Below are 23711 nucleotides of genomic sequence, written 5' to 3' on the forward strand. Positions count from 1 at the left end.
ATGCAATTTCCGAATTTAATATTCGTTTGTATTTATATCTAAAAACAACACGCGATTTTCAGTTTGTTATAATTGTCTTAAATTAATATAATTTGCTTGTTTTTATTATTTTATTATTTTTTATTTTATTTTATTTTTATTTAGACTAAATCTTTATTTATTAATTGACTGATTTGTAGGTGTGTTTTAGTTTTTACGTTTCTTGTTATCTCAGTTTAAAAATTTATATTTGTTACAAATAATTTGATTTTTTTGATAATTATGCAATTCACTCAATCCGATTTTATTCCGATTCTTATCCAACTTGCCCTATCTGCCGGCTTTGTTGCACTTACCATTTTTGTTTCTAGTTTACTAGGGCCAAAACGTAAATCAGAAAATAAAGACATGAATTTTGAATGTGGTGTTTCCGACCAAATAGGTAACGCGCGCTCGCCTTTTAATGTAAAATACTTTTTAATTGCCATTCTGTTTGTGCTTTTTGATGTAGAAGTAATTTTCTTATATCCATGGGCTGTAAACTTTGTAGAAATGGGTTGGGAAGGTTTCGCTAAAATGGGAATTTTCTTGTTTGTAATAGTTGTAGGATTGCTTTACGAATACAAACGTAAAGGTTTAGAGTGGGATAAATAAAAGCCAACAAAATGAGTACAGATAAAATAAATATGGTAGATGCTCCTGACGGATATACCGGACAAGGATTTTTTGCTACAAAGCTTGACAGCGTAGTTGGTTTAGCACGTGCTAATTCTATGTGGCCATTGCCCTTTGCTACCTCATGCTGTGGTATCGAATTTATGGCAACCATGGCAGCTAATTACGATGTGGCTCGCTTTGGATCAGAACGTATGAGTTTTTCTCCGCGCCAAGCTGATATGCTTTTGGTTATGGGAACTATTTCTAAAAAAATGGCACCGATTTTACGCCAAGTTTACGAACAAATGGCCGAACCAAAATGGGTTATTGCTGTTGGTGCTTGTGCATCTTCGGGTGGTGTTTTTGATACTTATTCTGTTTTACAAGGAATTGATAAAGTTATCCCGGTTGATGTTTACGTGCCAGGATGCCCACCACGACCAGAACAAATTTTAGACGGTATTATGCGCTTGCAAGAAATTGTTAAGTCTGAATCTGTGTACCGTCGTGGTTCAGAAGCATATAAAGATTTACTAAACTCGTATAATATAAAATAATATGAATTTAGATTGCAATACGATACAAAATGCGTTGCAAAATCAGTTTCCAGAAAAGGTTTCTGATTTCGTTACCATTCACGATATGCTAACTTTTGAGGTTGCAGCTCATGCTAACTTAGAGGTTATGCAGTTTTTAAAAAATGATGCGAACATGCAGTTTAATTTTTTAACAGATGTATGCGGAATTCATTTAGCTGAAAACGAACCTAACCGACAACTTTGCGTGGTTTACCACATGCACAATTGGGTAGCAAACATACGCATCCGCTTCAAATGCTTTTTACCAATTGATGCGCCTAAAATTAAATCTGTAGTTTCTTTGTTTTTAAGTGCCAATTGGCAAGAAAGAGAAACGTATGATTTTTACGGAATTATTTTCGAAGGCCATCCGCAGCTAAAACGTATTTTAAATATGGATGAAATGGTAGTTTTTCCATTACGAAAAGAATTCCCTCTAGAAGATGGAGGACGAACAGATAAGGACGATCGTTTTTTTGGTCGCGAATCTTCATGTGTTTAATGTAAATAAAAGTTATGTCTGAATTATTATTACAGCCCGAAGAAAGATTTGCTATCGAAATCGAAAAAAGAAAAGCTTTAGATGGTACCGAACTTACTGTACTAAATCTTGGTCCAACGCATCCAGCAACGCACGGTATTTTCCAGAACTTATTATTAATGGACGGCGAGCGTATTGTTGATGGCGAAGGAACCGTAGGATATATTCATAGAGCATTCGAAAAAATTGCCGAAAACCGTCCGTTTTACCAAATCAACGTTTTAACAGACCGTTTAAACTATTGTTCCTCACCAATCAATAACATGTGTTGGTGGATGACTATAGAAAAGGCTTTAAATATAGAAATTCCTAAACGCGTACAATATTTACGAGTTATTATTATGGAGTTGGCTCGTATTGCCGATCATATTATTTGTAGTTCGGTAATGGGGGTAGATACTGGTGCTTTAACCGGATTTTTATATGTGTTTCAATACCGCGAAAAAATTTACGAAATCTACGAAGAAATTTGTGGTGCTCGTTTAACTACAAACATGGGTAGAATTGGTGGTTTTGAACGCGATTGGAATGATATTGCATGGAAAAAAATACATGAGTTTTTAGAAGAGTTTCCACCTATTTGGAAAGAATTTGAAAGCATGCTAGAGCGTAACCGTATTTTTATGGATCGTACCGTAGGAGTAGGAGGTATTTCTGCAGAACAGGCAATTAGCTATGGTTTCACAGGACCAAATTTACGTGCTGCTGGTGTAGATTATGATGTACGCGTTATGAGTCCTTATTCATCTTACGAAGATTTTGAATTCGAAATTCCGGTTGGTAAAAATGGCGATTGTTACGACCGTTTTTGTGTTCGTAATGCTGAAGTTTGGGAAAGTTTAAAAATCATTCGCCAAGCTATTGATAAGTTACCAGAAGGTCCTTATCATGCAGACGTACCTCATTATTACTTGCCTCCAAAAGAAGATGTTTATACCTCAATGGAATCTTTAATTTATCACTTTAAAATCATAATGGGCGAGGTGCCGGTTCCGGTAACCGAAGTTTATCATGCGGTTGAAGGCGGAAACGGTGAATTAGGATTCTATTTGTTAACAGACGGCAGTCGTACGCCATATCGCTTACATTTCCGTCGCCCGTGTTTTATTTATTACCAAGCATTCAATGAAATCGTTAAAGGATCAATGCTGTCTGATGCAATTGCTACCTTATCAAGTTTAAATGTAATTGCTGGTGAATTAGATGCTTAATTATGGAAACAAAATCAACAAACTATAAACAAACAATAAATTTCACGCCCGAGTTAATAACCCGTTTAAACGAGTTATTAACTCATTACCCGGCGGATAAAAAAAAATCGGCTTTATTACCAGTGTTGCACGAAGTGCAAGATGCGCATGATAATTGGTTAAGCGTTGAGCTACAAGAAAAAGTTGCCGAGTTTTTAGAATTAAAACCTATTGAAGTTTTTGAGGTGGTAACTTTTTATACCATGTACAACCAAAAACCTGTAGGTAAATATATGTTCGAGTTTTGTTCAACATCTTGTTGCATGCTTCGCGGATCTGACGATTTGATAGATTACACATGTGTTAAGCTTGGCATTCAGCCAGGGCAAACTACGCCAGACGGCATGTTTAGTGTAGCAGCAGTACAGTGTTTAGGAGCCTGCGGATATGCACCTATGATGCAAATTGGCGATTACTACCACGAACATTTAACGCCTCAAAAAATAGATCAAATTATTGAGGATTGTAAAGCAGGAAAAATTATAATTCACGATAAATAATATACCATGGGCAAAAAAATATTATTAGATAAAATAAATATTCCGGGTATAAAAACCTATCAGGTTTACCGTGATAACGGCGGTTATGCTGCTGTTGAAAAAGCATTAACCATGGATCCGGATGCGATAACTGAAGAAGTTAAAACTTCAGGTTTACGTGGTCGTGGTGGTGCAGGTTTCCCAACCGGATTAAAATGGAGTTTTTTAGATAAAAAATCAGGTAAACCACGTCATTTAGTTTGTAATGCAGACGAATCGGAACCTGGAACTTTTAAAGACCGCTATTTAATGGAACACATTCCGCACTTGTTGATTGAAGGAATGATTGTTTCTAGTTTCGCCTTAGGCGCAAACAGCTCTTACATTTACATTCGTGGAGAATATATGTGGGTTTTTAAAATTTTAGAACGTGCTATTAAAGAAGCTTACGAGGCAGGTTGGCTTGGTAAAAATATTAAAGGTTCGGGCTATAATTTAGATTTATACGTGCACTGTGGTGCCGGAGCATACATTTGTGGAGAAGAAACGGCGTTGCTAGAATCTTTAGAAGGTAAACGCGGAAATCCACGTATGAAACCGCCTTTCCCAGCTGTTAGCGGTTTATGGGGTAATCCAACGGTGGTAAATAATGTTGAATCTATTGCATCTGTGCCTTGGATTGTTTTGAATTCTGGCGAGGAATATGCAAAAATAGGAAACGGCCGTTCTACCGGAACCAAACTAATTTCAGCTTCAGGACATTGCAGAAAACCTGGGGTTTATGAAATTGAACTAGGATTAACGGTTGATGAATTTATGAATTCTGACGAATATTTAGGTGGTATGATGGATGGACGCCCATTAAAAGCAATTGTACCCGGAGGTTCGTCTGTGCCAATTCTTCCGCAACATTTAATCTTTAAAACAGCCGAAGGAACCGATCGATTAATGACATACGAATCTTTAGCAGATGGCGGTTTTGCAACCGGATCAGCATTGGGTTCTGGCGGATTTATTGTGTATAACGATACCGCTTGTATTGTAAGAAATACATGGAATTTTGCACGCTTTTATGCGCACGAAAGTTGCGGACAATGTTCACCATGCCGTGAAGGAACGGGGTGGTTAGAAAAAGTTTTACATCGCATCGAAATCGGTTTAGGACGTGAAGAAGATATTGAATTGTTATGGAGCATTCAATCTAAAATAGAAGGCAATACCATTTGTCCTTTAGGTGATGCAGCAGCATGGCCGGTAGCAGCAGCTATTAGACATTTTAGAGATGAATTTGAATATCACATTCGTTTTCCAGAAAAAATTAAAAACAGAAATCATTTTGTAGATGAACCTTTTGAAAAGGTAAAACACATGCTACAAAAACAAAGCATATAATTCTGATTCAGAATAAAAAATAAATTATTAATCAAACTCTTTTATAAGAGAACTTGTGCATACTATGAAAGTTACTATAGACGGACAAGAAATAGATGTTGAACCAGGAACAACTATTTTACAAGCAGCTAGAATGATTGGTGGCGAATCGGTACCACCGGCTATGTGCTATTATTCTAAGCTTGAAGGTAGTGGTGGTAAATGCCGTGCGTGCTTGGTTGAGGTTTCTAAAGGTAGTGAAGCAGATCCGCGTCCAATGCCTAAAATGATGCCATCATGCAAAACCAATGTCATGGATGGGATGGAAGTAAAAAGCATTACATCTGAACGTGCTTTAGATGCGCGTAAAGCAGTTACTGAGTTTTTACTTATAAATCACCCGTTAGATTGTCCGGTTTGTGACCAAGCAGGAGAATGTGATTTACAAAACCTATCGTTTGAACACGGTAAAGGAGCTTCACGTTATATTGAACCGAAACGCACTTTTGCGCCAGAAGATATTGGTGACAACATTCAACTACATATGAATCGTTGTATTTTATGCTACCGCTGTGTTATGGTTGCTGATCAACTTACAGACGGACGTTGCCACGGTGTGATTAATCGCGGGGAACATGCACAAATTTCTACCTACATTAAAAAAGCCATTACCAACGATTTTTCTGGTAACATGATTGATGTTTGCCCTGTAGGAGCATTAACAGATAAAACATTCCGTTTTAAATCTCGTGTTTGGTTTAATAAACCTATGAATGCGTATCGTGATTGTGATAAATGTGCAGGTAAAGTTACTTTATGGATGTTCGGAAACGAAATTCAGCGTGTAACGGGCCGAAAAGATGAATATCATGAAGTTGACGAATTTATTTGCAACACCTGCCGTTTTGATAAAAAAGAAGTAAATGATTGGGTGATTGAAGGACCGCGTAAGTTTGAAAAAGATTCGGTTATCAATCAAAACAATTATACCAGCGTAATGGAAGATGTGGTTATTAAAACCGAAAAACAGATTTTATTAGGTCGAGAACAAGACCGTAAAAAAATCAGTATGAAAGATATTCCGTTAGATAATACAGAAAATAAGTAGGTTATGGAGCAAGCAATAATTATTGAAAAAAGTATTTTTATTGTAGTCATTTTTGCTATAACAATGCTTATGGCTATGTACGCAACTTTAGCCGAACGTAAAATTGCTGCTTGGTTGCAAGACCGAATTGGGCCAAACAGAGCAGGTCCGGGCGGAATTTTACAACCTTTAGCAGACGGATTAAAACTTTTTGCAAAAGAAGAATTTTTACCCAATACGCCAAACAAGTTTTTGTTTGTTTTTGGTCCGTTTATTTCTATGACCATGGCGTTAATGACCAGTGCGGTTTTACCTTGGGGAGATAAATTAATTATTGGCGGCCGTGAAGTTGTTTTACAAGCTACCGATATTGATGTTGCCTTATTGTATGTTTTTGCCGTTTTATCTGTTGGGGTTTACGGGATTATGATTGGTGGATGGGCATCTAATAATAAATATTCCTTAATGTCAGCAATGCGTGCTGCTTCTCAGATGATTTCGTACGAAGTTGCTATGGGAATGGCCATTATTGCATTAATTATGATGGAAGGCACATTAAGCCTTCGAGAAATTGCTGCTAATCAGGAAGGAATGAATTGGAACGTATTTTATCAACCGTTAGGTTTTTTAATATTTTTAGTTTGTTCGTTCGCAGAAACCAATCGTACGCCTTTTGATTTAGCTGAATGTGAAGCTGAGTTAATTGGAGGATATCATACCGAGTATTCATCAATGCGAATGGGATTCTTTTTGTTTGCAGAATATGCCAGCATGTTCATTTCATCAGCCATTTTAGCCGTTATGTATTTTGGAGCTTACAATTACCCAGGCATGCAATGGATGGCAGAGAATGTTGGTGTTAATGCAGCAAACATTATTGGCATTTTTGTATTGTTTGCCAAAATCTGTTTCTTCATTTTCTTTTATATGTGGGTACGTTGGACCATTCCGCGTTTCCGTTACGATCAGTTAATGAATTTAGGATGGAAAATTTTAATTCCATTAGCAATTGTTAATATTATAATCACGGGTGTTGTGATTTTACTTATAAAATCCTAAGCTATGTCGTTAGAAGGAGTTTCATTATCAGGCAGAAAAAAGCAGGTTGTAAATAACAAAATGACCTTTTGGGAGCGCACATATTTAATTGCGATTGGACAAGGTATGTTAATTACGCTGCGTCACTTATTCAAGAAAAAAGTTACGTTTAAATATCCAGAACAAACCCGTCCGTTTAGCGAAAATTATCGCGGGCAACATATGTTAAAACGCGATGAGCTAGGGCGTGAAAATTGTACTGCTTGTGGTTTGTGTGCTTTGTCGTGCCCTGCCGAAGCAATTAGTATGAAAGCTGCCGAACGCAAACCCGGCGAAGAACATTTGTACCGAGAAGAAAAATATGCTGCTATATATGAAATTAATATGTTGCGCTGCATTTTTTGCGGTTTATGTGAAGAAGCTTGCCCTAAAGATGCTATTTATTTAACCGAATCAAAAGTTTTTGTAAAATCATCAACCAACCGTGAAGATTTTATTTTTGGAAAAGATAGATTAGTTATGCCTTTAGAAATGGCAATTAAAAATACTCAAGCTATTAAAAGCTAACTTATTATGGTCGAAATAATTTTTTACATATTAGCTGCTATAACCTTAGGTACTGCATTTTTAACGTTGTTAAGCCGCAATCCCATTCATAGTGCTATTTATTTAGTGGTTTGTTTTTTCTCGTTAGCTGGGCATTATATTTTATTAAACGCACAGTTTTTAGCTATTGTTCATATCATTGTGTATTCGGGAGCTATTATGATTTTAATGCTTTTTACCATTATGTTAATGAACTTAAACGAGCAATTTGAAAAGCATAAACCAACCTTAAGCATTGTAGCCGCAGTTGCTGCTTTTTGCTTGTTAGGTTTAATTTTACTTTCTGCTTTAGTACGCACGCAACCAATTGTTGAAACGTATTACCAAAGCGGAGAAGATTTTCAGAGTATTAAAGTTTTAGGACAAGTTTTAATGAACGAATATTTAGTTCCGTTCGAATTTGTTTCGGTTTTATTACTTGTTGCTATGATTGGAGCGGTATTAATTTCTAAAAAAGAACAATTAAAAGCCAAATAATATGGAGTCAGTATTACAACAAATAGGTATCGAATCGTATTTATACCTTTCCGCTTTACTGTTTTGCGTAGGTGCTTTTGGCTTACTACTTCGTAGAAATGGTATTGTAATGTTTATGTCAATAGAAATTATGCTTAACGCAGTAAACTTATCTTTAGTTGCTTTTTCAACCTTGCATCAAGATGCGGCCGGACAAGTTTTTGTTTTCTTTTCTATGGCTGTTGCTGCTGCTGAGGTTGCTGTTGGTTTAGCCATTTTAGTTTCTATATATAGAAATGTAGGAAGCATTGATATTAATGAACTTAAAAAATTAAAAGGATAAATGGATACGACTTTAACTTTACTCTTAGTTTTAGCCCCTTTTGTAGGCTTTTTATCCAATATTATTTTAGGAAAAAATTGGAAAAATAACGCATCCGGATATTTAGCCACGTTTATGGTTTTACTATCTTTTGTTATTACAACATCTTTTTTTATAGCAATTAATCAAGGTGCAGCACCTGTTGTTGTTTCTTTATTTAATTGGATCAACTTAAGTGCTTTTTCAATCGGTATGGATTTTTATCTGGACCAATTATCATTGTTGTGGTTAATGTTTGTAACCGGTATAGGTTTTTTAATTCACCTATATTCTATTAGTTATATGCACGACGACGAGAACAAAAACAAGTATTTTGCGTATTTAAACCTTTTTATCTTTTTTATGATGATTCTGGTTTTAGGTAAAAACTTGTTGGTTATGTTTATTGGTTGGGAAGGCGTTGGTTTATGCTCGTATTTATTAATCGGTTTTTGGTTTAAAAACCAAAGCTTTAATGATGCAGCAAAAAAAGCTTTTATTATGAACCGTGTTGGAGATTTAGGTTTTTTAATCGGAATATTTATTTTAGGATATTACTTTAATACGTTAGATTTTGTTGAACTTTCTAACATATTTAAGGGGCGGAGAAGGATTGGCAGAAGTTGGTGTTTTATCTGTGGCTGCTTTGGCTTTATTTATTGCTGCTACCGGAAAATCAGCTCAGCTACCTTTATATACGTGGTTACCAGATGCAATGGCAGGACCAACACCGGTTTCGGCTTTAATTCACGCGGCAACCATGGTTACTGCTGGTATATTTATGATTACGCGCTTGGACTTTGTTTACGAATTAACTCCGCAAGTTAGTACGCTTATTGCTTACGTTGGTGGTATTACTGCTTTGTTTGCAGCTACCATTGCTACGCAACAAAACGATATTAAAAAAGTTTTGGCTTATTCAACCGTTTCTCAGTTGGGATTAATGTTTTTAGCATTAGGTTTAGGCGCTTATCAGGTTGCGGTTTTTCACGTAATTACGCACGCTTTCTTTAAAGCTTGTTTGTTTTTAGGTTCTGGTTCTGTAATTCACGCGTTAAGCGGAGAACAAGATATTCGCAACATGGGTGGTTTAAAAAAGCACATGAAAACTACGCATATTACCTTTTTAATTGCAACATTAGCAATTAGTGGATTTCCGCCACTATCAGGTTTCTTTTCTAAAGATGAAATTTTAGTTACTGCTTTTCATGAAGATAAAGTTTTATGGGGGTTAGGTGCGGTTGCATCAATTTTAACAGCTTATTATATGTTTAGATTGTACTTTTTAACTTTCCACGGAAAATTTAGAGGTACTCCAGAACAAGAAAAGCACGTGCACGAAAGCCCTGCTTTAATTACTTTTCCATTAATCATTTTAGCTATTTTATCGGCTGTTGGTGGTGTTATTTCGTTACCAGGAAACACAAATTGGTTACATACCTATTTAAAACCTGTATTAAATACACCGGTTGCTGTGCATCATTTAGATGCAGCAAGTTATGCTTTAATGGCTGCCGCAGTTGTTGGTGCTTTATTAGGAATTGGTTTTGCGTTTGCTAAGTTTATGCAAAAAAAACAAGTTCCGGTTGCAGACCATCAATTATCTGGCTTATCTCTTTTTGTGTATAATAAATATAAAATAGACGAATTTTATGATGCGCTAATTGTAAAACCAATTAATGCACTTGGTTCTGTAGGTAAAAATTTTGTAGATCCGGTTATTTCGGGTTCTATTAATGCTTTGGGAACTTTTACTAGCGGTTTAGCTACTCAAGGAAAAAAACTGCAGAACGGAAATGTAGGTTTTTATTTATTTGCCTTTGTTTTCGGAATTTGTGCCATTTTATATTATTTATTCTTTACCAGCTAACACGACTAAAAAATGATGATTCTAACAATTATTTTACTCTATTTTTTAGGAGCAATACTAACTTACCTTGTGGGTAATAAAATGGCATCCAAAGTTGCCTTTGGTTTTACTGCCCTAACTTTTGTAGCATTCATGTTTTTATTGGCTCCGGCTAATGATGTATTTATTAGCTACGATTGGATTGCAAGACCTACTATTAAATTCGCTTTTCAGCTAGATGGCCTTTCTAAAGTAATGTTGTTTTTAACAACCGGATTGGCTCCAATTATTATATTAACTTCCTTAAAAACAGAAATTGCAAATGCTAAAGCATTTTATGCTTTTGTATTGTTTATGCTAGGAGCTATGGCAGGAACCTTTTTAGCTGCCGATGGTTTGTTGTATTACATTTTCTGGGAATTATCTTTATTACCAATTTTTGTAATTGGTTTGTTTTGGGGGAATAATAAAGCAAATGATTTGAAGAAGGTTATGCTGAAGTTTTTCTCGTATACATTTGCATCTTCTTTATTCATGTTGGCTTCGTTTATATTTTTATACAACAAAGCAGGAAGCTTTTTATTAAGCGATTTATATGCTGTTTCACTTAATTACAGCGAACAGTTTTGGATATTTTTAGGATTCTTTTTTGCTTTTGCAGTTAAAATTCCAATTATTCCTTTTCATACTTGGCAAGCAAAAACGTATACCTTGGCACCGATGGTTGGTACGATGTTATTATCGGGTATTATGCTTAAAATGGGCTTGTATTCGGTTATTCGTTGGCAAATACCAATTGCACCACAAGCTGCCGAAAGTTTAGCAGATTGGGTTTTAATTTTAAGTATTGCAGGTGTAGTTTACGGTTCGGTTGTAGCTTTAAAGCAAGACAATTTAAAAACATTTTTGGCTTATTCATCCTTAGCGCACGTTGGTTTAATTGCTGCGGGTGCTTATAGCGGAACGTTTGATGGAATTTCTGGTGCGGTTTTACAAATGGTAGCGCACGGATTTGTAATTATTGGCTTGTTTTACGCCGTACAAATTATAGAACAACGTTACAAAACCATTTTAATTTCTGAGTTAGGTGGTATCCGAAACTGGGCTCCGAAATTCACTTCGCTGTTTATCATTTTAATGGTTGCATCGGTAGGTTTACCAGGTACATTTAACTTTGTTGGAGAATTTACCATTTTGTACGGATTAGCTACTGTAAATATTTGGTATGCTATCTTTGGTGGATTAAGCATTATTTTTGGCGCTTATTATATGTTAAAAATGTTTCAGTATGTAATGTTGGGCGAAGCTTTTGAAAAACCTTTTGCCGACGTTTCTGCTTATGAAACAATTGTTTTTGTATTGATTATTGGTGCTTTAATTTATTTTGGATTATATCCTAAATATATTTCTGATGTTTTAGAACCAGCTGTCACTACTATTGTTAATCAAATAAACTTAGTTAAGTAATATGTATACTTTAATCGCTATAACTTTACTTGGTATTTGCTGTCTTTTATTAGAGATTGTAAATCTTAGAAAAATAATAATTCCGTTTGTTAGCGTGGGTTTAGTTGCTACGTTAATTTATACCTTAAATCAATTTGGGGTAGAAGCTAGCTATTATAACAATATGATAGTAACCAGCGGGTTTACTGTTTCTTTTTCCAGCTTATTAATTTTATTAATGCTTTTTATCGTGCTTTTATCTGGCGATTTTTACAGCAAACAAGCACATAAAATATCCGATTATATTTCAATAAAACTTTTTTTATTAGTTGGTGCTATTGCTATGATTTCGTTCGGAAATTTAGCCATGTTCTTTTTAGGATTAGAAGTTTTATCTATTTCACTATATATTTTAGCAGGTAGTAATCCGTTAAGTTTAAATAGTAATGAAGCAGGTTTTAAGTACTTCATTATGGGATCGTTCGCCTCAGGAATTATTCTTTTTGGAATTTCATTAATTTACGGAGCTGTCGGATCTTTTGATTTAGGTTTTATTTATGAAGCTTCTCATTCTGCATCCACACCAGATTGGTTTTATATTGGCGTTGTTCTTATTGCTATAGGAATGTTGTTTAAGGCATCCGTTGTTCCATTTCATTTTTGGGCACCAGATGTTTACGAAGGTTCGCCAACTATTGTTACGCTTACCATGACAACCGTTGCTAAAATTGCAGCTTTAGCTACCTTTATTAAGTTAACGTTTGCCTTAACGGGTAACATGAATTCAAATTACAATACATTACTTATTGTTTTGGCTGTTTTATCTATGTGCGTAGGTAATATTATGGCATTAAAACAAAGCAATATAAAACGTACGTTAGCTTTTTCGGGTATTTCTCATGCTGGTTTTATGCTAGTTGTGTTGGTAAATACGGTGTTAGATGTTCCTACCTTATTATATTATGCAGTAGCCTATACAACGGCTAGCATTGTTGCTTTCTCGGTTGTGTTAGTAGTTACAAAAGATAAAGAAACAGAAAGCTTAGATTTATTTAAAGGATTTTACAAACGCAGTCCTTTATTAGCTGCGCTCTTTACAGGCGCTTTATTATCTATGGCGGGTATTCCTATTTTCTCAGGTTTTTTTGCTAAGCTTTTTATTTTTAATGATGCGTTGCTTGCCGGATATCCAGTTGTAGTTATTTTAGGAGTTATTAACTCTATAATTGCTGTATTTTATTATTTCAGAATTTTTAAAGTTATTTATTCTACTAACGAAAATGAATCTGCAATTATAACCACAAAAATTCCACCCGTTTATTATGTAGTTGCTATAGCAGCAATTGTTTTAAATATTGCAATCGGCGTTTATCCTAAATTAATCATGGGATAAGTATTTAACATAAAAAAATAGTAAAATAGCGATGAGATTTTTCATCGCTATTTTATTTTTAAGGAATTCTCTTATTATTTATTTGTTATTGTTAATATGGCAATTCTAAATACTTTTGGTTAAACTTTATTTAAAAAAATAAATTTCATTTTTTTTCGTTTTTATTATAATAAGGGGTTAATTATTGGTTTTGTTACGGTGTTGTAAATGTATTTATCTGGTTTTTGTGAATATAATCGATTAATTAACGTTTTTTCTGCTGTTAATGTTATATTAAACAAAGCTATTTTATGCTCCATGGTTTTTGCAATAGTTGTTTTCAGTCAAAAAAAATTATTTTCGCACCTTTCCAATCCATAAAAGGCTTGTTTATTCCAACATACAAGCTTGATTATAAGATTGTCATCTCTGTAAAAAAAATAAATATGAGAACAAAAATGACCTACGTAAAGCATTTTACATTTAAATTTTATGTACTAATGCTCTTGTTTGTTTTACCAATGAATTATGCATATTCTCAGTATGCTGATGAATACAATTCTGGAATGGTATTTAAAATGAACGAAGATGGAAGTAAATATACACGCGCGATGCTTTGGGGGCAAGCTTGGTTTCAGGATTACGAAGGTAGAAATCCGAATGACGGTTTCTCTGTAAAACGCGCTCGTATTTTAATGTATTCCCAATTAAACGATCGTTTTTTTATTCTTACGCATTTCGGAGTAAATGGTATAAATGCAAACAATTTAACGCCTGATGGTAAAACAACAGATGTTACTTTTTTTCTTAACGAAATGTTCTTGCAGTATAAAGTTAATCAGTACCTAAATATTGGTGGAGGATTAAGTAATTGGGGCGGAATTTCAAGGCTAAACGGACAAGGAAGTATTAATATGCTAACTTTAGACAACAATCGTAACTCTACCGTAACATCGGGCCTTTCAGATCAATTAGGAAGCCAATTAGGAATCTTTTTTAATGGGGTAGTCGGTAAAGTAAATTACCGATTTACCATAGCAGATGCCTTAGTAAATACATTAGATACCAATACGCCATTGCCGTTGCAACCTAATGAAGAAAAATATTTAGGAAGAAAGCTTTTAGATAAAGGCAAATACGTTTTTGCTGGTTATGTAGATTATCAATTTTTAGAGAAAGAAAATTTATCTTTACCTTATCGTGTTGGTACTTATTTAGGCAGTAAAAAAGTTTTTAATGTAGGAGCCGGATTTTTTACCCATGCCGATGCTATTGTAAAAGCGAATGAAAATGGAGAACTTTCTACCTACGGAGTAACGCATCTTAATGTTGATGCTTTTTATGATAGCCCAATCGGAAATAATAATGCAGCTATTACAGCCTATGCACAATTTCAAAACTCTAAAATGGGCGATAATTACGTATATCAAACCGCTGTCGGAAACGGAAACACGTTTTATACCCATGTAGGTTATTTAATTGCAAAAGATGTGAAAGATGAAAAGGAAAGATTACGTAACCGTTGGCAACCTTATGTAGCTTATTCGCATCGTAATTTTACGGCTTTACCTAAGGTAGCACAAGATATTAAGGTTGGTGTAAATTTTTATTTAGATGGACATAATGCCAAAATAACAGCCGAATATTTAAATTCGCCGAACTTGCCTAAAAACAACCAAAACGTATTTACCTTACAAGCCATGATTTTATTATAGTAAAATACAACATATAAAAAAACACCGAGCAATCGGTGTTTTTTTGTAAATTTAAATGTGCCTGCCTTAGTTTGTCATTCAACATTTTTAATTTTGTAACATGATTGCTTTAGTAGATTGTAATAATTTTTACGTATCGTGTGAGCGCGTTTTTCAGCCGCAATATAACAACCAACCCGTTGTAGTACTTTCTAATAACGATGGCTGTGTTATTTCACGCAGTGAAGAAGCTAAAGCTTTAGGTATTGCCATGGGCGCTCCTGAATTTAAAATTAAACACGAGCTACAAGCCAATCACGTAAAAATTTTTTCGTCTAATTATGCCTTGTACGGCGATTTAAGCAGCCGCGTAATGGATTTGCTAAAGCAATTTGCGCCTGCTACCGAAGTTTATAGCATTGACGAAGCTTTTTTAAATTACCAAGGCGTACAAAATATTTGTTTTGAAACCGAAGGATTACAAATTAAACGCACCATTTTAAAAGGATTAGGTATTCCTACTTGCATTGGTTTTGCACCTACCAAAACTTTGGCTAAAATGGCCAATCGCATAGCCAAAAAATTCAGAGAGCGTACCCAAGGCGTTTATATAATTGATACCGACGAAAAACGGATAAAAGCTTTAAAATGGACTAAAATTGAAGATGTTTGGGGCATTGGCCGTAGATACGCCAAAAAACTGCAACAACAACAAATTTATACCGCGTTAGATTTTGTTCAGCCTAAAAATAAACCATTCATTAAACAACTTATGGGTGTAATTGGTTTGCGCTTGTTTGCCGAACTTTGCGGCGAAAGCGTTTTGCCCTTAGAAGATGCATCTGATATTAAAAAAAGCATTGCCGTAACACGCAGTTTCGAATCTAAATTATCTAGTTTTAATGATTTGGCCGAACGCGTTTCTACCTTTGCAACCATTTGTTCGCAAAAGCTGCGCAAACAAAATGCATGCTGTTATAGCATGGCCGTTTTTATTCAAGAAAACCGGTTCGACACGCAAATACAAAACTACCATCACAGCACCGTTATTACTTTGCCTTATGCATCTAATTCGGCCTTAACTTTAAGTAATGCAGCTCTTGCTGCGTTAAAAAATATTTACTTACCTAATAAGCAATATCAAAAGGCTGGGGTAGTAGTTATGCAACTTATTCCGCAGCACGAAAAACAATTTAATTTATTTGTTGAAGAAGATGCACGTCATCAAAAACTAATGCAAGCCATTGATCGGATTCATAGTAAAATTGGTGATCGTAAAGTACGATTAGCCAATCAGGATTTAAATAGAACCTGGAAAATGAAACAAAACCATTTATCACGTAACTTTACAACCAATATTCACGATATTATTACGGTAAAATGTTAAAAGCAGATTCAAAACTTACTTTTTTTATTCCGGCAGAAGCAACCTCGCAGTCGGCCTTTTTTTTTGAAGGCGGAATAAAAGCCGGATTTCCTTCGCCCGCTGCCGATTTTGAAGGCACAAAAATTAGTTTAGACGAGTTGGTTATTAAAAATAAAACAACTACGTTTTATGCTAAAGCTTCGGGTAATTCTATGATTAATGCTGGAATAAATGATGGAGATATTTTGGTAATTGATAAAAGCTTAGAACCGCGTGATAATAAAATTGCTGTTTGTTTTATTGATGGAGAATTTACTGTAAAACGTATTAAAACCGGAGCCGATTGTTTGTATTTAGTGCCCGAAAACCCCATGTACAAAACAATTAAAGTTACGCCCGATAATGAATTTGTTATTTGGGGCCTTGTTACCCATGTAGTAAAAGCTTTATAAAAGTTATTCGGCTTTGTAATGGGGTAAAAATTGTTGCAAATACAATTGTTTAATATAAAATAAGTTGGCTTCATCGTTAGCCGAAAATAAATAACGATCTATATTTTCTATACCGCTTAAATAGCTAATAAAAGCATGGCGCGTAGCATCTTGCGTAAGCAATAACTCTTCTTGTAAATACGTATCATAATTGCTTTTTATGCGATTAAAGATGCGGTTATTTCCTTCTTTTTCAATTACTTTTTTCAACATTTTGGTTCGTCCGGTTATGGCATTAATAATCGGATCTAACGACATACCAACGCCTCCGCCCATAACACCGCCCGTAGTACTAACTTCCATTTCAGAGGCAGCTTTTAATAAACGTTCCGATTTTGTATATTCTTTAGCTGGTTTTTGTAAAATACCCAATTCTAAGGCTACGTTTGCTTTCGTATTTATTTTAACTTCATCTAACAAGGTAAAATTGGGTTTTAAAATAATTAGCAATTCATCTTCCTCTAAGTTTTTAGCTGTAATTATGAGTTGTTTAGGGGCATGTTCGGTATGTGTAAATACGAGCGTATCGTTTACTTGTGCGGCTACGGAGAATTTCCCTAACCGATTGCTAATACTGCTGTTTTGATTGTTACGATTGGTAACCAGTACTTGTTCTAATGTATTTTGATGATTACTTACAATACCTTTTAAGCGCGTGTTTTGTTGTGCATAAAGCGCACAATTACTAAACATAAAAATTAAAAAAGGTGTTTTTTTGTAAAACATTAGCTGTAAGTTATGTTCTATAAAAATAAACAATGTATTTAAACTATATAAAAAAAGCGGAGTTGTTTTTTAAAAACAACTCCGCTTTTACAATAAATAACCTTTAACAATTATTTTTTAGGACCCATTTCGTCCACATAATTTTCGTTTTCTATATAATCAGCAACCATTTCTGCGCTGTAATCTACATCTTGTTGTATTTTAAATAGCTTAGTAAAGAAACGTGTTAAACTTTCAAAACCAGTATAAACTACAGGAACAATAACTAAAGTTAAAAATAAAGAAGATAATAAACCTCCAATAATTACTAAAGCTAATCCGCGGTTCATATCTGCTCCGTCACCGGTTGCAGCTGCAATCGGAATCATACCAACAACCATGGCAATGGTGGTCATTAAAATAGGACGTAAACGGGCATGGTTGGCTGCAACTAAGGCGTCGTATGTACTAAAGCCCAATTCTTTTTTATGATTCGCAAAATCTACCAACATAATGGCGTTTTTGGCTACCAATCCAATAAGCATAATAATACCTAAAATGGTAAAAATGTTTAAGGTTTGGTTGAATAAAGCTAAGAATAATAAAGCACCGATGAACGAAAGCGGAATAGAAACCAATACAACTAATGGCGTAACAAAGCTGTCGTACAAAGCAACCATTACCAAGTAAACTAAAATAATAGAAGCTAATAAGGCATAACCTAAGGTACCAAAACCTTCTTCTTGGTTTTCCATATTTCCACCCCAAACAAAAGAAACGCCTGGTTTTAATTCTAACTTACTAAATTCTGCTTGCCATTCTTGCGCAATGGTTCCGGCTGGTTTACCTACAACTTGTGCCTGAATAGAAACAGCTGGCGATTTATCTCGACGTTCTAATAAGGTTGGTCCTGAGCTGAATGTTACATCAGCAAATTGTTCTAATTTGATAGATTGTCCTTGCGAGTTAATAAAAACTAAGTTTTTAATATCGTTAATGCTGGCACGTCCGTATTCGTCAAAACGAATGTTAATTTCGTATTCGGTATCGTCTGCACGGAATTTGGTATCTGTGTTTCCTGAAAAGGCCATTTGCATGGTTGCACCAACCGTTGCAACGTTTAATCCTAACGCATTCATTTTATCGCGATCTACCTGCACGTTAATTTCAGGATTCCCGTCTTCAGAAGTTAATTTTACCTCAGAAGCACCTGGAATTTTGCGTAATAAATCGGCTGCTTTATTTGCAAATTCTAATGCATCAGGTTGTGATGATGCAATAACCGTTAAGTTTAATGGTGCTTGTTCGGCTCCCATAATACCCATTTGTACGGTTTTAATTTTTGCACCAACTAAAATGTTTTCCATTTCGCGTTTTAGCTTGGCAGAGAAAACTTTTGTTGATTCTTTATCGCGATATTCTGGCGCAATAAAAATATGTACTTCGGCTTTGTACGCAGATCCTGAAGTATTAATCATTCCGTCAGAAGCTTGTCCTACCGTAGTAATCATTTTTTCAATTGCTGGGTTGTTCGCCAAATATTCTTCGGCTTTTAGCATCATTTGATTGGTTTTTTCAATAGATGCATCTTTATTCATTTCAATTTGTAAATAAAATTCACCTTTATCATTTCCTGGAAAAAAGTCAGAGCCAATATAACCGCCCCCAACTAAACCAATGGTTGATGCGAAAAATAAAACAACTACCAAAAGCAAGGTGATTATTTTGTTCATTCTGCTCGCTAAAGCCCATTCTAACAAACCGCTTACCCAATGTGTAAATTTGTTTAATACCGATTCGAAACTTAAAATAAAACGACCAAAAATGGTTTTGTTACTTAAATGTTCCATTTTTCCGAAACGCGAAAATAACCACGGTACAATGGTAAAAGATACTAATAAGGATAGTAAAGTTGCAATCATTACGGTAACACAGAATTGTGTTAAAATATCGGCAACTAATCCTGTAGCATTTGCAATTGGTAAAAATACTACCACAATAACTAAGGTAATTGCTGTTACGGTAAATCCAATTTCTGAAGCACCGTCATACGCTGCACGAACTTTGTTTTTACCCATTTCCATATGGCGGTGAATGTTTTCTAATACCACAATGGCATCATCCACCAAAATACCTACTACTAAAGATAAACCTAATAAAGACATTAAGTTTAACGTATAACCCATTAGGTACAACCCAATAAAAGTTGCAACCAAACATAATGGTACGGCAACCATGGTAATTAAGGCATTACGTAAGCTGTGTAAAAACAATAGCATGATAATACCCACCATAACAATGGCAATTAATAAATCGTGCATTACGTTATCAGCGGCACGTAAGGTATAAGTTGTGGTATCTGACGCAACTTCAATTTGTACGTTGTTGCTTTTGTAATCGGCTTCAACTACATTAATTGTTTTGGCAATTAATTCTGAAACGGCAACAGCGTTAGCATCAGATTGTTTAAAAACTTGTAATAAAATGGTGTTTTCTTGATCAATACGCGAAATTTTTTCAATTTCTTTAATTCCGTCTTGAACATCGGCAATATCGCTTAATCGAATTACCACTCCTTTTGGTGTCGTAATTGGTAAATTACGAAGCTCATCAATAGATTTAATTTTACCTGATAAACGAATGGTTGTACGGTTATCTCGAGATTTGGTATATCCGGTTGGGAAATCTAAATTGGCACTTTCAATAGCTTGTTTTACTTGTAAAATAGATAAGCCATAACCTTCTAAACGCTCTGGGTACATACCAACCTGAATTTCGCGTTCTTCACCACCAATCATATCAACTTTTGCTACACCGTTTACACGGGCAAAAATGGGTTGAATTTTTTGATCTAATAAATCGTATAATTCTTTTTCTGATAGGTTTGAGGTAACCGAAAGGTTCATGATCGGAACGTCATCTAACGAAAACTTGTTGATAGATGGTGTTTCGGCCAAATCAGGTAAATCGTTAATAACGGCATTAATTTTTCGCTGTGCATCGGTTAGCAAAAAGTTTACGTCGGCACCGGTGTTTAAGGTTACCATTACCACGGAAACAGATTCGAACGATTTAGATTCTATTTTCTTTACGTTTTCTAACGATGCAACTGCATCTTCTATAATTTTAGTAACGCTGGTTTCTACTTCGGCAGGTGCAGCACCCGGATAAACCGTTTGAATGGTAATTACGTTAATGTCAAATTTAGGTACTAATTCGTACCCCATTTGCTGGTATGAAAATAAACCTCCAAGCGTTAGTATGATAAATAATACTAAAATTAAGCTGGGACGTTTAATTGAAATTTCTGTTACTTTCATTGTAATTGGCTAACTCAGGTTAGTTAATAATTTTGATTGGAGAATCGTTAAATAAGTTTATTTGTCCTGATGTAATAACAACTTCACCAGCATTTAAACCGCTTAAAACTTCAATATAATCACCAAAGCTGCGTCCAGATGTTACCTGAGTTAAAACTGCTTTGTTGTTTTTTGCCACAAATATTTGGTTAGAACTTACCGAACCTACAAAGGCATTACGTGGTACAACCAAAATTGGCGTTTTGCTATCTAATCCGAAATGCGCATTGGCGTACATTCCGGCTTTCAACTTTTGGTCCGGATTATCTGTTACTAAAATTTCTACCGGAAAGTTTAAGCTTGCATCTGCCTTTGGCGCAATAAAAGTAATTTTACCCCAAAAAGCATCTGTTGGAAATACCGATGTAGTAATTTCAATTTTATCTCCCACTTTTAAACCAGCTACATTTTTTTCATCAACAGTAACTTTTAGCTTTAATTCGCTAATATTAACAATATCAAATAAACCTTGACCTGGGTTTACAAAAGTTCCTGGTTCTACATTTTTAGAATTTATGATGCCCGGAATTGTTGCTTTAATAACTGCATCGCTCGAGTTTATTCTGGCATTAGCTAAATTGTTTTTAGCATTTTCTAATTGCAATTTAACCTGATCTAATTGTTGTTTGGTAACGCCGCCGGTTTGGTAAGCACTTTCAAAACGATTAGCATCTGCTAAAGCGGTGTTATATGCTGCTTGTGCGTTGTTTACGCCTACATTAAATTTATCTGCTTTAATAATAGCTAAGGTTTGTCCAACTTGAACACGATCTCCTTCTTTAACAAAAACTTTTTGAACTTGTCCTGAAGTTTCTGCAGATAAATTTAATTGCTGAATAGGAGCAAACGTACCGTTTACAACATTATCTGCATTAATATCTTTAACCTGAACCGTATCAACACGAACAGCAACTGCTGCATTGGTTTCGGCAACAACAGCTGTTTCAGCTTCGTTTTTTTCTTTATTATTATTTAATACATACATTATCCCAGCAAGCGCTGCAACGATAACGATTCCTGTAATTATTATTTTTTTCATTGGATTAGGATTGATTCTATTTTGTTAAAGATTGTAATTCTCCTTTTGCTTTTATTAATTGTATTTCTGCCAACTTATAATCTAGTTGTGCATTGGTGTAATTGTTTTGTGCATCTGCATAAGCTGTTTCTGCATCTAATAAATCGGTAAGCGATGCTAAGCCGTTTTTATAATTATTTTCTACATTATGAAAAACATCTTTAGCTAAAACCACATTTTCGTTTTGAATGTTCAACGTAAGCAAGCTGTTGTTAATTTGAGCAACTGCATTACGAACTTCTAAATCTAAAGCCAATTTGGTGTCTTCAATGGTAGCATCAAAAATATCAATTTGATTTTGAGCTTGTCTAACTTTAGAACGAACGCTAAATCCGTTAAAAACCGGAATGTTTAAGTTTAAACCAATAGCTGCATAATCTGACCAATAAGCACCCGGATAGCTCTGAAACCAAGGTAATTTATCTCCAATACCTAAATAACCATAATTTGCTGTTAAGCTTAAACTGGGTAAACCTTGTGCGGGTTGCTTTTTTGTTTAATTCTAGCAATTCACGTTGTTTGGCAAGTAAAGCAAATTCGGTGCGGTTGGTTAAATTAACATTTACATCGGTTAGTAAAGCAGTGCCATTAATCTCGAATGTATTGTCTTGTACCGAAATGTTTTCGGCAATATCCATTCCTATAAAATATTTTAATGCATTTTCACGAAGCGATAAAGCATTTTCTAATTGCTGCTTGTTACTTTTAATATTGTTAACGGCAACATTGGTACGGTCTAAATCTATTTTTTTAGCCAAACCCGCTTCGTATAAATTCTGAATTACATCACGAACTTGTTCGGTATTGGCTAGGGTGCGATTTACCGTTTCTATTTGCGATTTGGTTTTGTAAACTTCGTAATAGCTAGTTGCAACTTTTTCTATAACCTGCTCGTCAGATAAATTTTTATTTATTTGATAAAATTCGCGCGTTGTTTTTGCAGCTTTTAAACCTGTAAAAACAGCTAAGTTGAATAATTGTTGATTTAAAGAAACAACTGCTCCAGATTGCCATGGGCGTCCCATTTGTATTATTTGTGTTGCTCCATTAAAATTTAAAGCCGTTTGTTGTAAAATGGCATTATAGGTTAACGAACCGGTTGCATTAATTTGCGGTAAAGCATTGGCACGTGCTTCTTGAATTAAAAATTCAGAATTGGTTACCTCTAAACTGGCTTTTTTAGATTCTGCCTTATTTTCTAACGCATAATTTATAGCTTCAGAAAGAGATATTTTTTTTATTTGTGCTTGCAATACAAGCGCTGAAAATAAAATAAAAGCTAGGCTTAGCTTAATTTTCATAAAATTGTTGTTTTAGTTCTTGTAATAAATTAATTCCTTTTTGAGTTCCTATGGCTCTAATGTGATAGTCCATGTATTTGTCCTGATATTCGTTAAACGAGGTTGAACCTTTATAAATTTCATCATCTTCAATTAAATAACTCATTGCATTTTGATGCAGTTTTAATACAAACCAAATGTCAATATCCGGTCTAAACAAACCTTGCTCAATGCCGCGTTGTAAATTTTGCTGAGCACAAAGTTCTATTTTACAGCGTTGGTTGCCTTTTAGTTTACTATGTATTTCAGGGTAATATTTTTTTAATTGTTGTACGCCAGCTGTTTTTTCATCTGTAAATAAGCGTGAAATTTTATTGCGAACCAGTAATAATTGTTCAATTGGGTTTTTTTCTTCGGCATAAATAATGTCAATATCTTCAATAATGCTGTCGGCAATGCATTGCGCACTTTTTTCTACCAATTTGTTTTTGTTTGAGTAGTACTGATAGATTGTTTTTTTAGAAATTCCTAAAGATGATGCAATTTCATCCATCGTAACAATTTTAAAACCTTCTCGCATAAAAAGTTCCATTGCCTTTTCTAAAATTTTCTCTTCCATTTACTTGCTTTTAAATTTGGCACAAATGTATTCAGAAACTTTTTAAACA

At 34.7% G+C, this 23711-nt stretch carries 22 protein-coding genes and 1 pseudogene; 17 read left to right on the forward strand and 6 right to left on the reverse strand.

Annotation, left to right across the window (positions count from 1 at the left end; all coding sequences use genetic code 11):
- The first annotated feature begins 261 nt into the window (after positions 1-261).
- From K5I29_RS12385 to K5I29_RS12470, 17 genes and pseudogenes are all read left to right on the forward strand, one after another.
- Positions 262-633, forward strand: coding sequence for an NADH-quinone oxidoreductase subunit A (locus tag K5I29_RS12385; protein WP_264433652.1), 372 nt, complete (start codon positions 262-264; stop codon positions 631-633).
- Between the two features lie 11 nt (positions 634-644).
- Positions 645-1193, forward strand: a complete 549-nt coding sequence (locus tag K5I29_RS12390; protein ID WP_264433654.1) for an NADH-quinone oxidoreductase subunit B — start codon at positions 645-647, stop codon at positions 1191-1193.
- A 1-nt stretch (position 1194) separates the two neighbouring features.
- Positions 1195-1716 (forward strand): NADH-quinone oxidoreductase subunit C, encoded by a 522-nt coding sequence (locus tag K5I29_RS12395; protein ID WP_264433656.1) that lies wholly within the window; start codon positions 1195-1197, stop codon positions 1714-1716.
- A 14-nt stretch (positions 1717-1730) separates the two neighbouring features.
- Positions 1731-2966, forward strand: coding sequence for an NADH-quinone oxidoreductase subunit D (locus K5I29_RS12400; RefSeq protein WP_264433657.1), 1236 nt, complete (start codon positions 1731-1733; stop codon positions 2964-2966).
- A 2-nt stretch (positions 2967-2968) separates the two neighbouring features.
- Entirely contained in the window at positions 2969-3505 is a 537-nt protein-coding gene (locus tag K5I29_RS12405) for an NADH-quinone oxidoreductase subunit NuoE family protein (protein ID WP_264433659.1), read from the forward strand.
- Between the two features lie 6 nt (positions 3506-3511).
- Entirely contained in the window at positions 3512-4876 is a 1365-nt protein-coding gene (gene nuoF, locus K5I29_RS12410) for an NADH-quinone oxidoreductase subunit NuoF (protein WP_264433660.1), read from the forward strand.
- Positions 4877-4940: 64 nt separating this feature from the next.
- Positions 4941-5963 (forward strand): 2Fe-2S iron-sulfur cluster-binding protein, encoded by a 1023-nt coding sequence (locus K5I29_RS12415; protein ID WP_264433662.1) that lies wholly within the window; start codon positions 4941-4943, stop codon positions 5961-5963.
- A 3-nt stretch (positions 5964-5966) separates the two neighbouring features.
- Complete coding sequence (gene nuoH, locus K5I29_RS12420; protein ID WP_264433664.1) at positions 5967-7001, forward strand: NADH-quinone oxidoreductase subunit NuoH; 1035 nt, start codon at positions 5967-5969, stop codon at positions 6999-7001.
- A gap of 3 nt (positions 7002-7004) precedes the next feature.
- A complete protein-coding gene (locus K5I29_RS12425) occupies positions 7005-7547 on the forward strand; it encodes a NuoI/complex I 23 kDa subunit family protein (RefSeq protein WP_264433666.1) in 543 nt (180 codons plus the stop codon).
- Positions 7548-7553: 6 nt separating this feature from the next.
- Positions 7554-8063, forward strand: coding sequence for an NADH-quinone oxidoreductase subunit J family protein (locus K5I29_RS12430; protein ID WP_264433667.1), 510 nt, complete (start codon positions 7554-7556; stop codon positions 8061-8063).
- Position 8064: 1 nt separating this feature from the next.
- A complete protein-coding gene (nuoK, locus tag K5I29_RS12435; protein ID WP_264433668.1) occupies positions 8065-8385 on the forward strand; it encodes an NADH-quinone oxidoreductase subunit NuoK in 321 nt (106 codons plus the stop codon).
- A pseudogene (gene nuoL, locus K5I29_RS12445) lies at positions 8386-10273 on the forward strand (NADH-quinone oxidoreductase subunit L).
- Positions 10274-10285: 12 nt separating this feature from the next.
- A complete protein-coding gene (locus K5I29_RS12450) occupies positions 10286-11719 on the forward strand; it encodes a complex I subunit 4 family protein (protein WP_394358572.1) in 1434 nt (477 codons plus the stop codon).
- Between the two features lies 1 nt (position 11720).
- Positions 11721-13091: an NADH-quinone oxidoreductase subunit N gene (locus tag K5I29_RS12455; RefSeq protein ID WP_264433670.1), complete on the forward strand. Its 1371-nt coding sequence runs from the start codon at positions 11721-11723 to the stop codon at positions 13089-13091.
- Positions 13092-13516: 425 nt separating this feature from the next.
- Complete coding sequence (locus tag K5I29_RS12460; protein ID WP_264433671.1) at positions 13517-14785, forward strand: hypothetical protein; 1269 nt, start codon at positions 13517-13519, stop codon at positions 14783-14785.
- Positions 14786-14885: 100 nt separating this feature from the next.
- Complete coding sequence (locus tag K5I29_RS12465; protein ID WP_264433672.1) at positions 14886-16151, forward strand: Y-family DNA polymerase; 1266 nt, start codon at positions 14886-14888, stop codon at positions 16149-16151.
- Positions 16145-16582, forward strand: a complete 438-nt coding sequence (locus tag K5I29_RS12470) for a LexA family protein (RefSeq protein WP_264433673.1) — start codon at positions 16145-16147, stop codon at positions 16580-16582. Before K5I29_RS12465 ends, K5I29_RS12470 begins: the two co-directional genes overlap by 7 nt.
- Positions 16583-16585: 3 nt before the next feature.
- Here the strand turns inward: K5I29_RS12470 and K5I29_RS12475 are convergent, their stop codons facing one another.
- The 6 genes from K5I29_RS12475 to K5I29_RS12495 form a co-directional block, all read right to left on the reverse strand.
- A complete protein-coding gene (locus tag K5I29_RS12475; protein WP_264433674.1) occupies positions 16586-17314 on the reverse strand; it encodes a hypothetical protein in 729 nt (242 codons plus the stop codon).
- 143 nt (positions 17315-17457) lie between these two features.
- Positions 17458-20646 (reverse strand): efflux RND transporter permease subunit, encoded by a 3189-nt coding sequence (locus K5I29_RS12480; RefSeq protein ID WP_264433675.1) that lies wholly within the window; start codon positions 20644-20646, stop codon positions 17458-17460.
- 19 nt (positions 20647-20665) lie between these two features.
- Positions 20666-21724 carry an efflux RND transporter periplasmic adaptor subunit gene (locus tag K5I29_RS12485; protein ID WP_264433676.1) on the reverse strand — a complete coding sequence of 353 codons (1059 nt, stop codon included), beginning with the start codon at positions 21722-21724 and terminating at the stop codon, positions 20666-20668.
- 16 nt (positions 21725-21740) lie between these two features.
- Entirely contained in the window at positions 21741-22193 is a 453-nt protein-coding gene (locus K5I29_RS13495; RefSeq protein WP_317134317.1) for a TolC family protein, read from the reverse strand.
- Entirely contained in the window at positions 22183-23064 is an 882-nt protein-coding gene (locus tag K5I29_RS12490; RefSeq protein WP_317134284.1) for a TolC family protein, read from the reverse strand. The genes K5I29_RS13495 and K5I29_RS12490 overlap by 11 nt, the downstream gene beginning before the upstream one ends.
- A complete protein-coding gene (locus K5I29_RS12495) occupies positions 23054-23662 on the reverse strand; it encodes a TetR/AcrR family transcriptional regulator (protein WP_264433677.1) in 609 nt (202 codons plus the stop codon). The genes K5I29_RS12490 and K5I29_RS12495 overlap by 11 nt, the downstream gene beginning before the upstream one ends.
- Positions 23663-23711: the final 49 nt, after the last annotated feature.

Origin of the sequence: Flavobacterium agricola (assembly GCF_025919725.1) — a bacterium.
GTDB lineage: Bacteria > Bacteroidota > Bacteroidia > Flavobacteriales > Flavobacteriaceae > Flavobacterium > Flavobacterium agricola.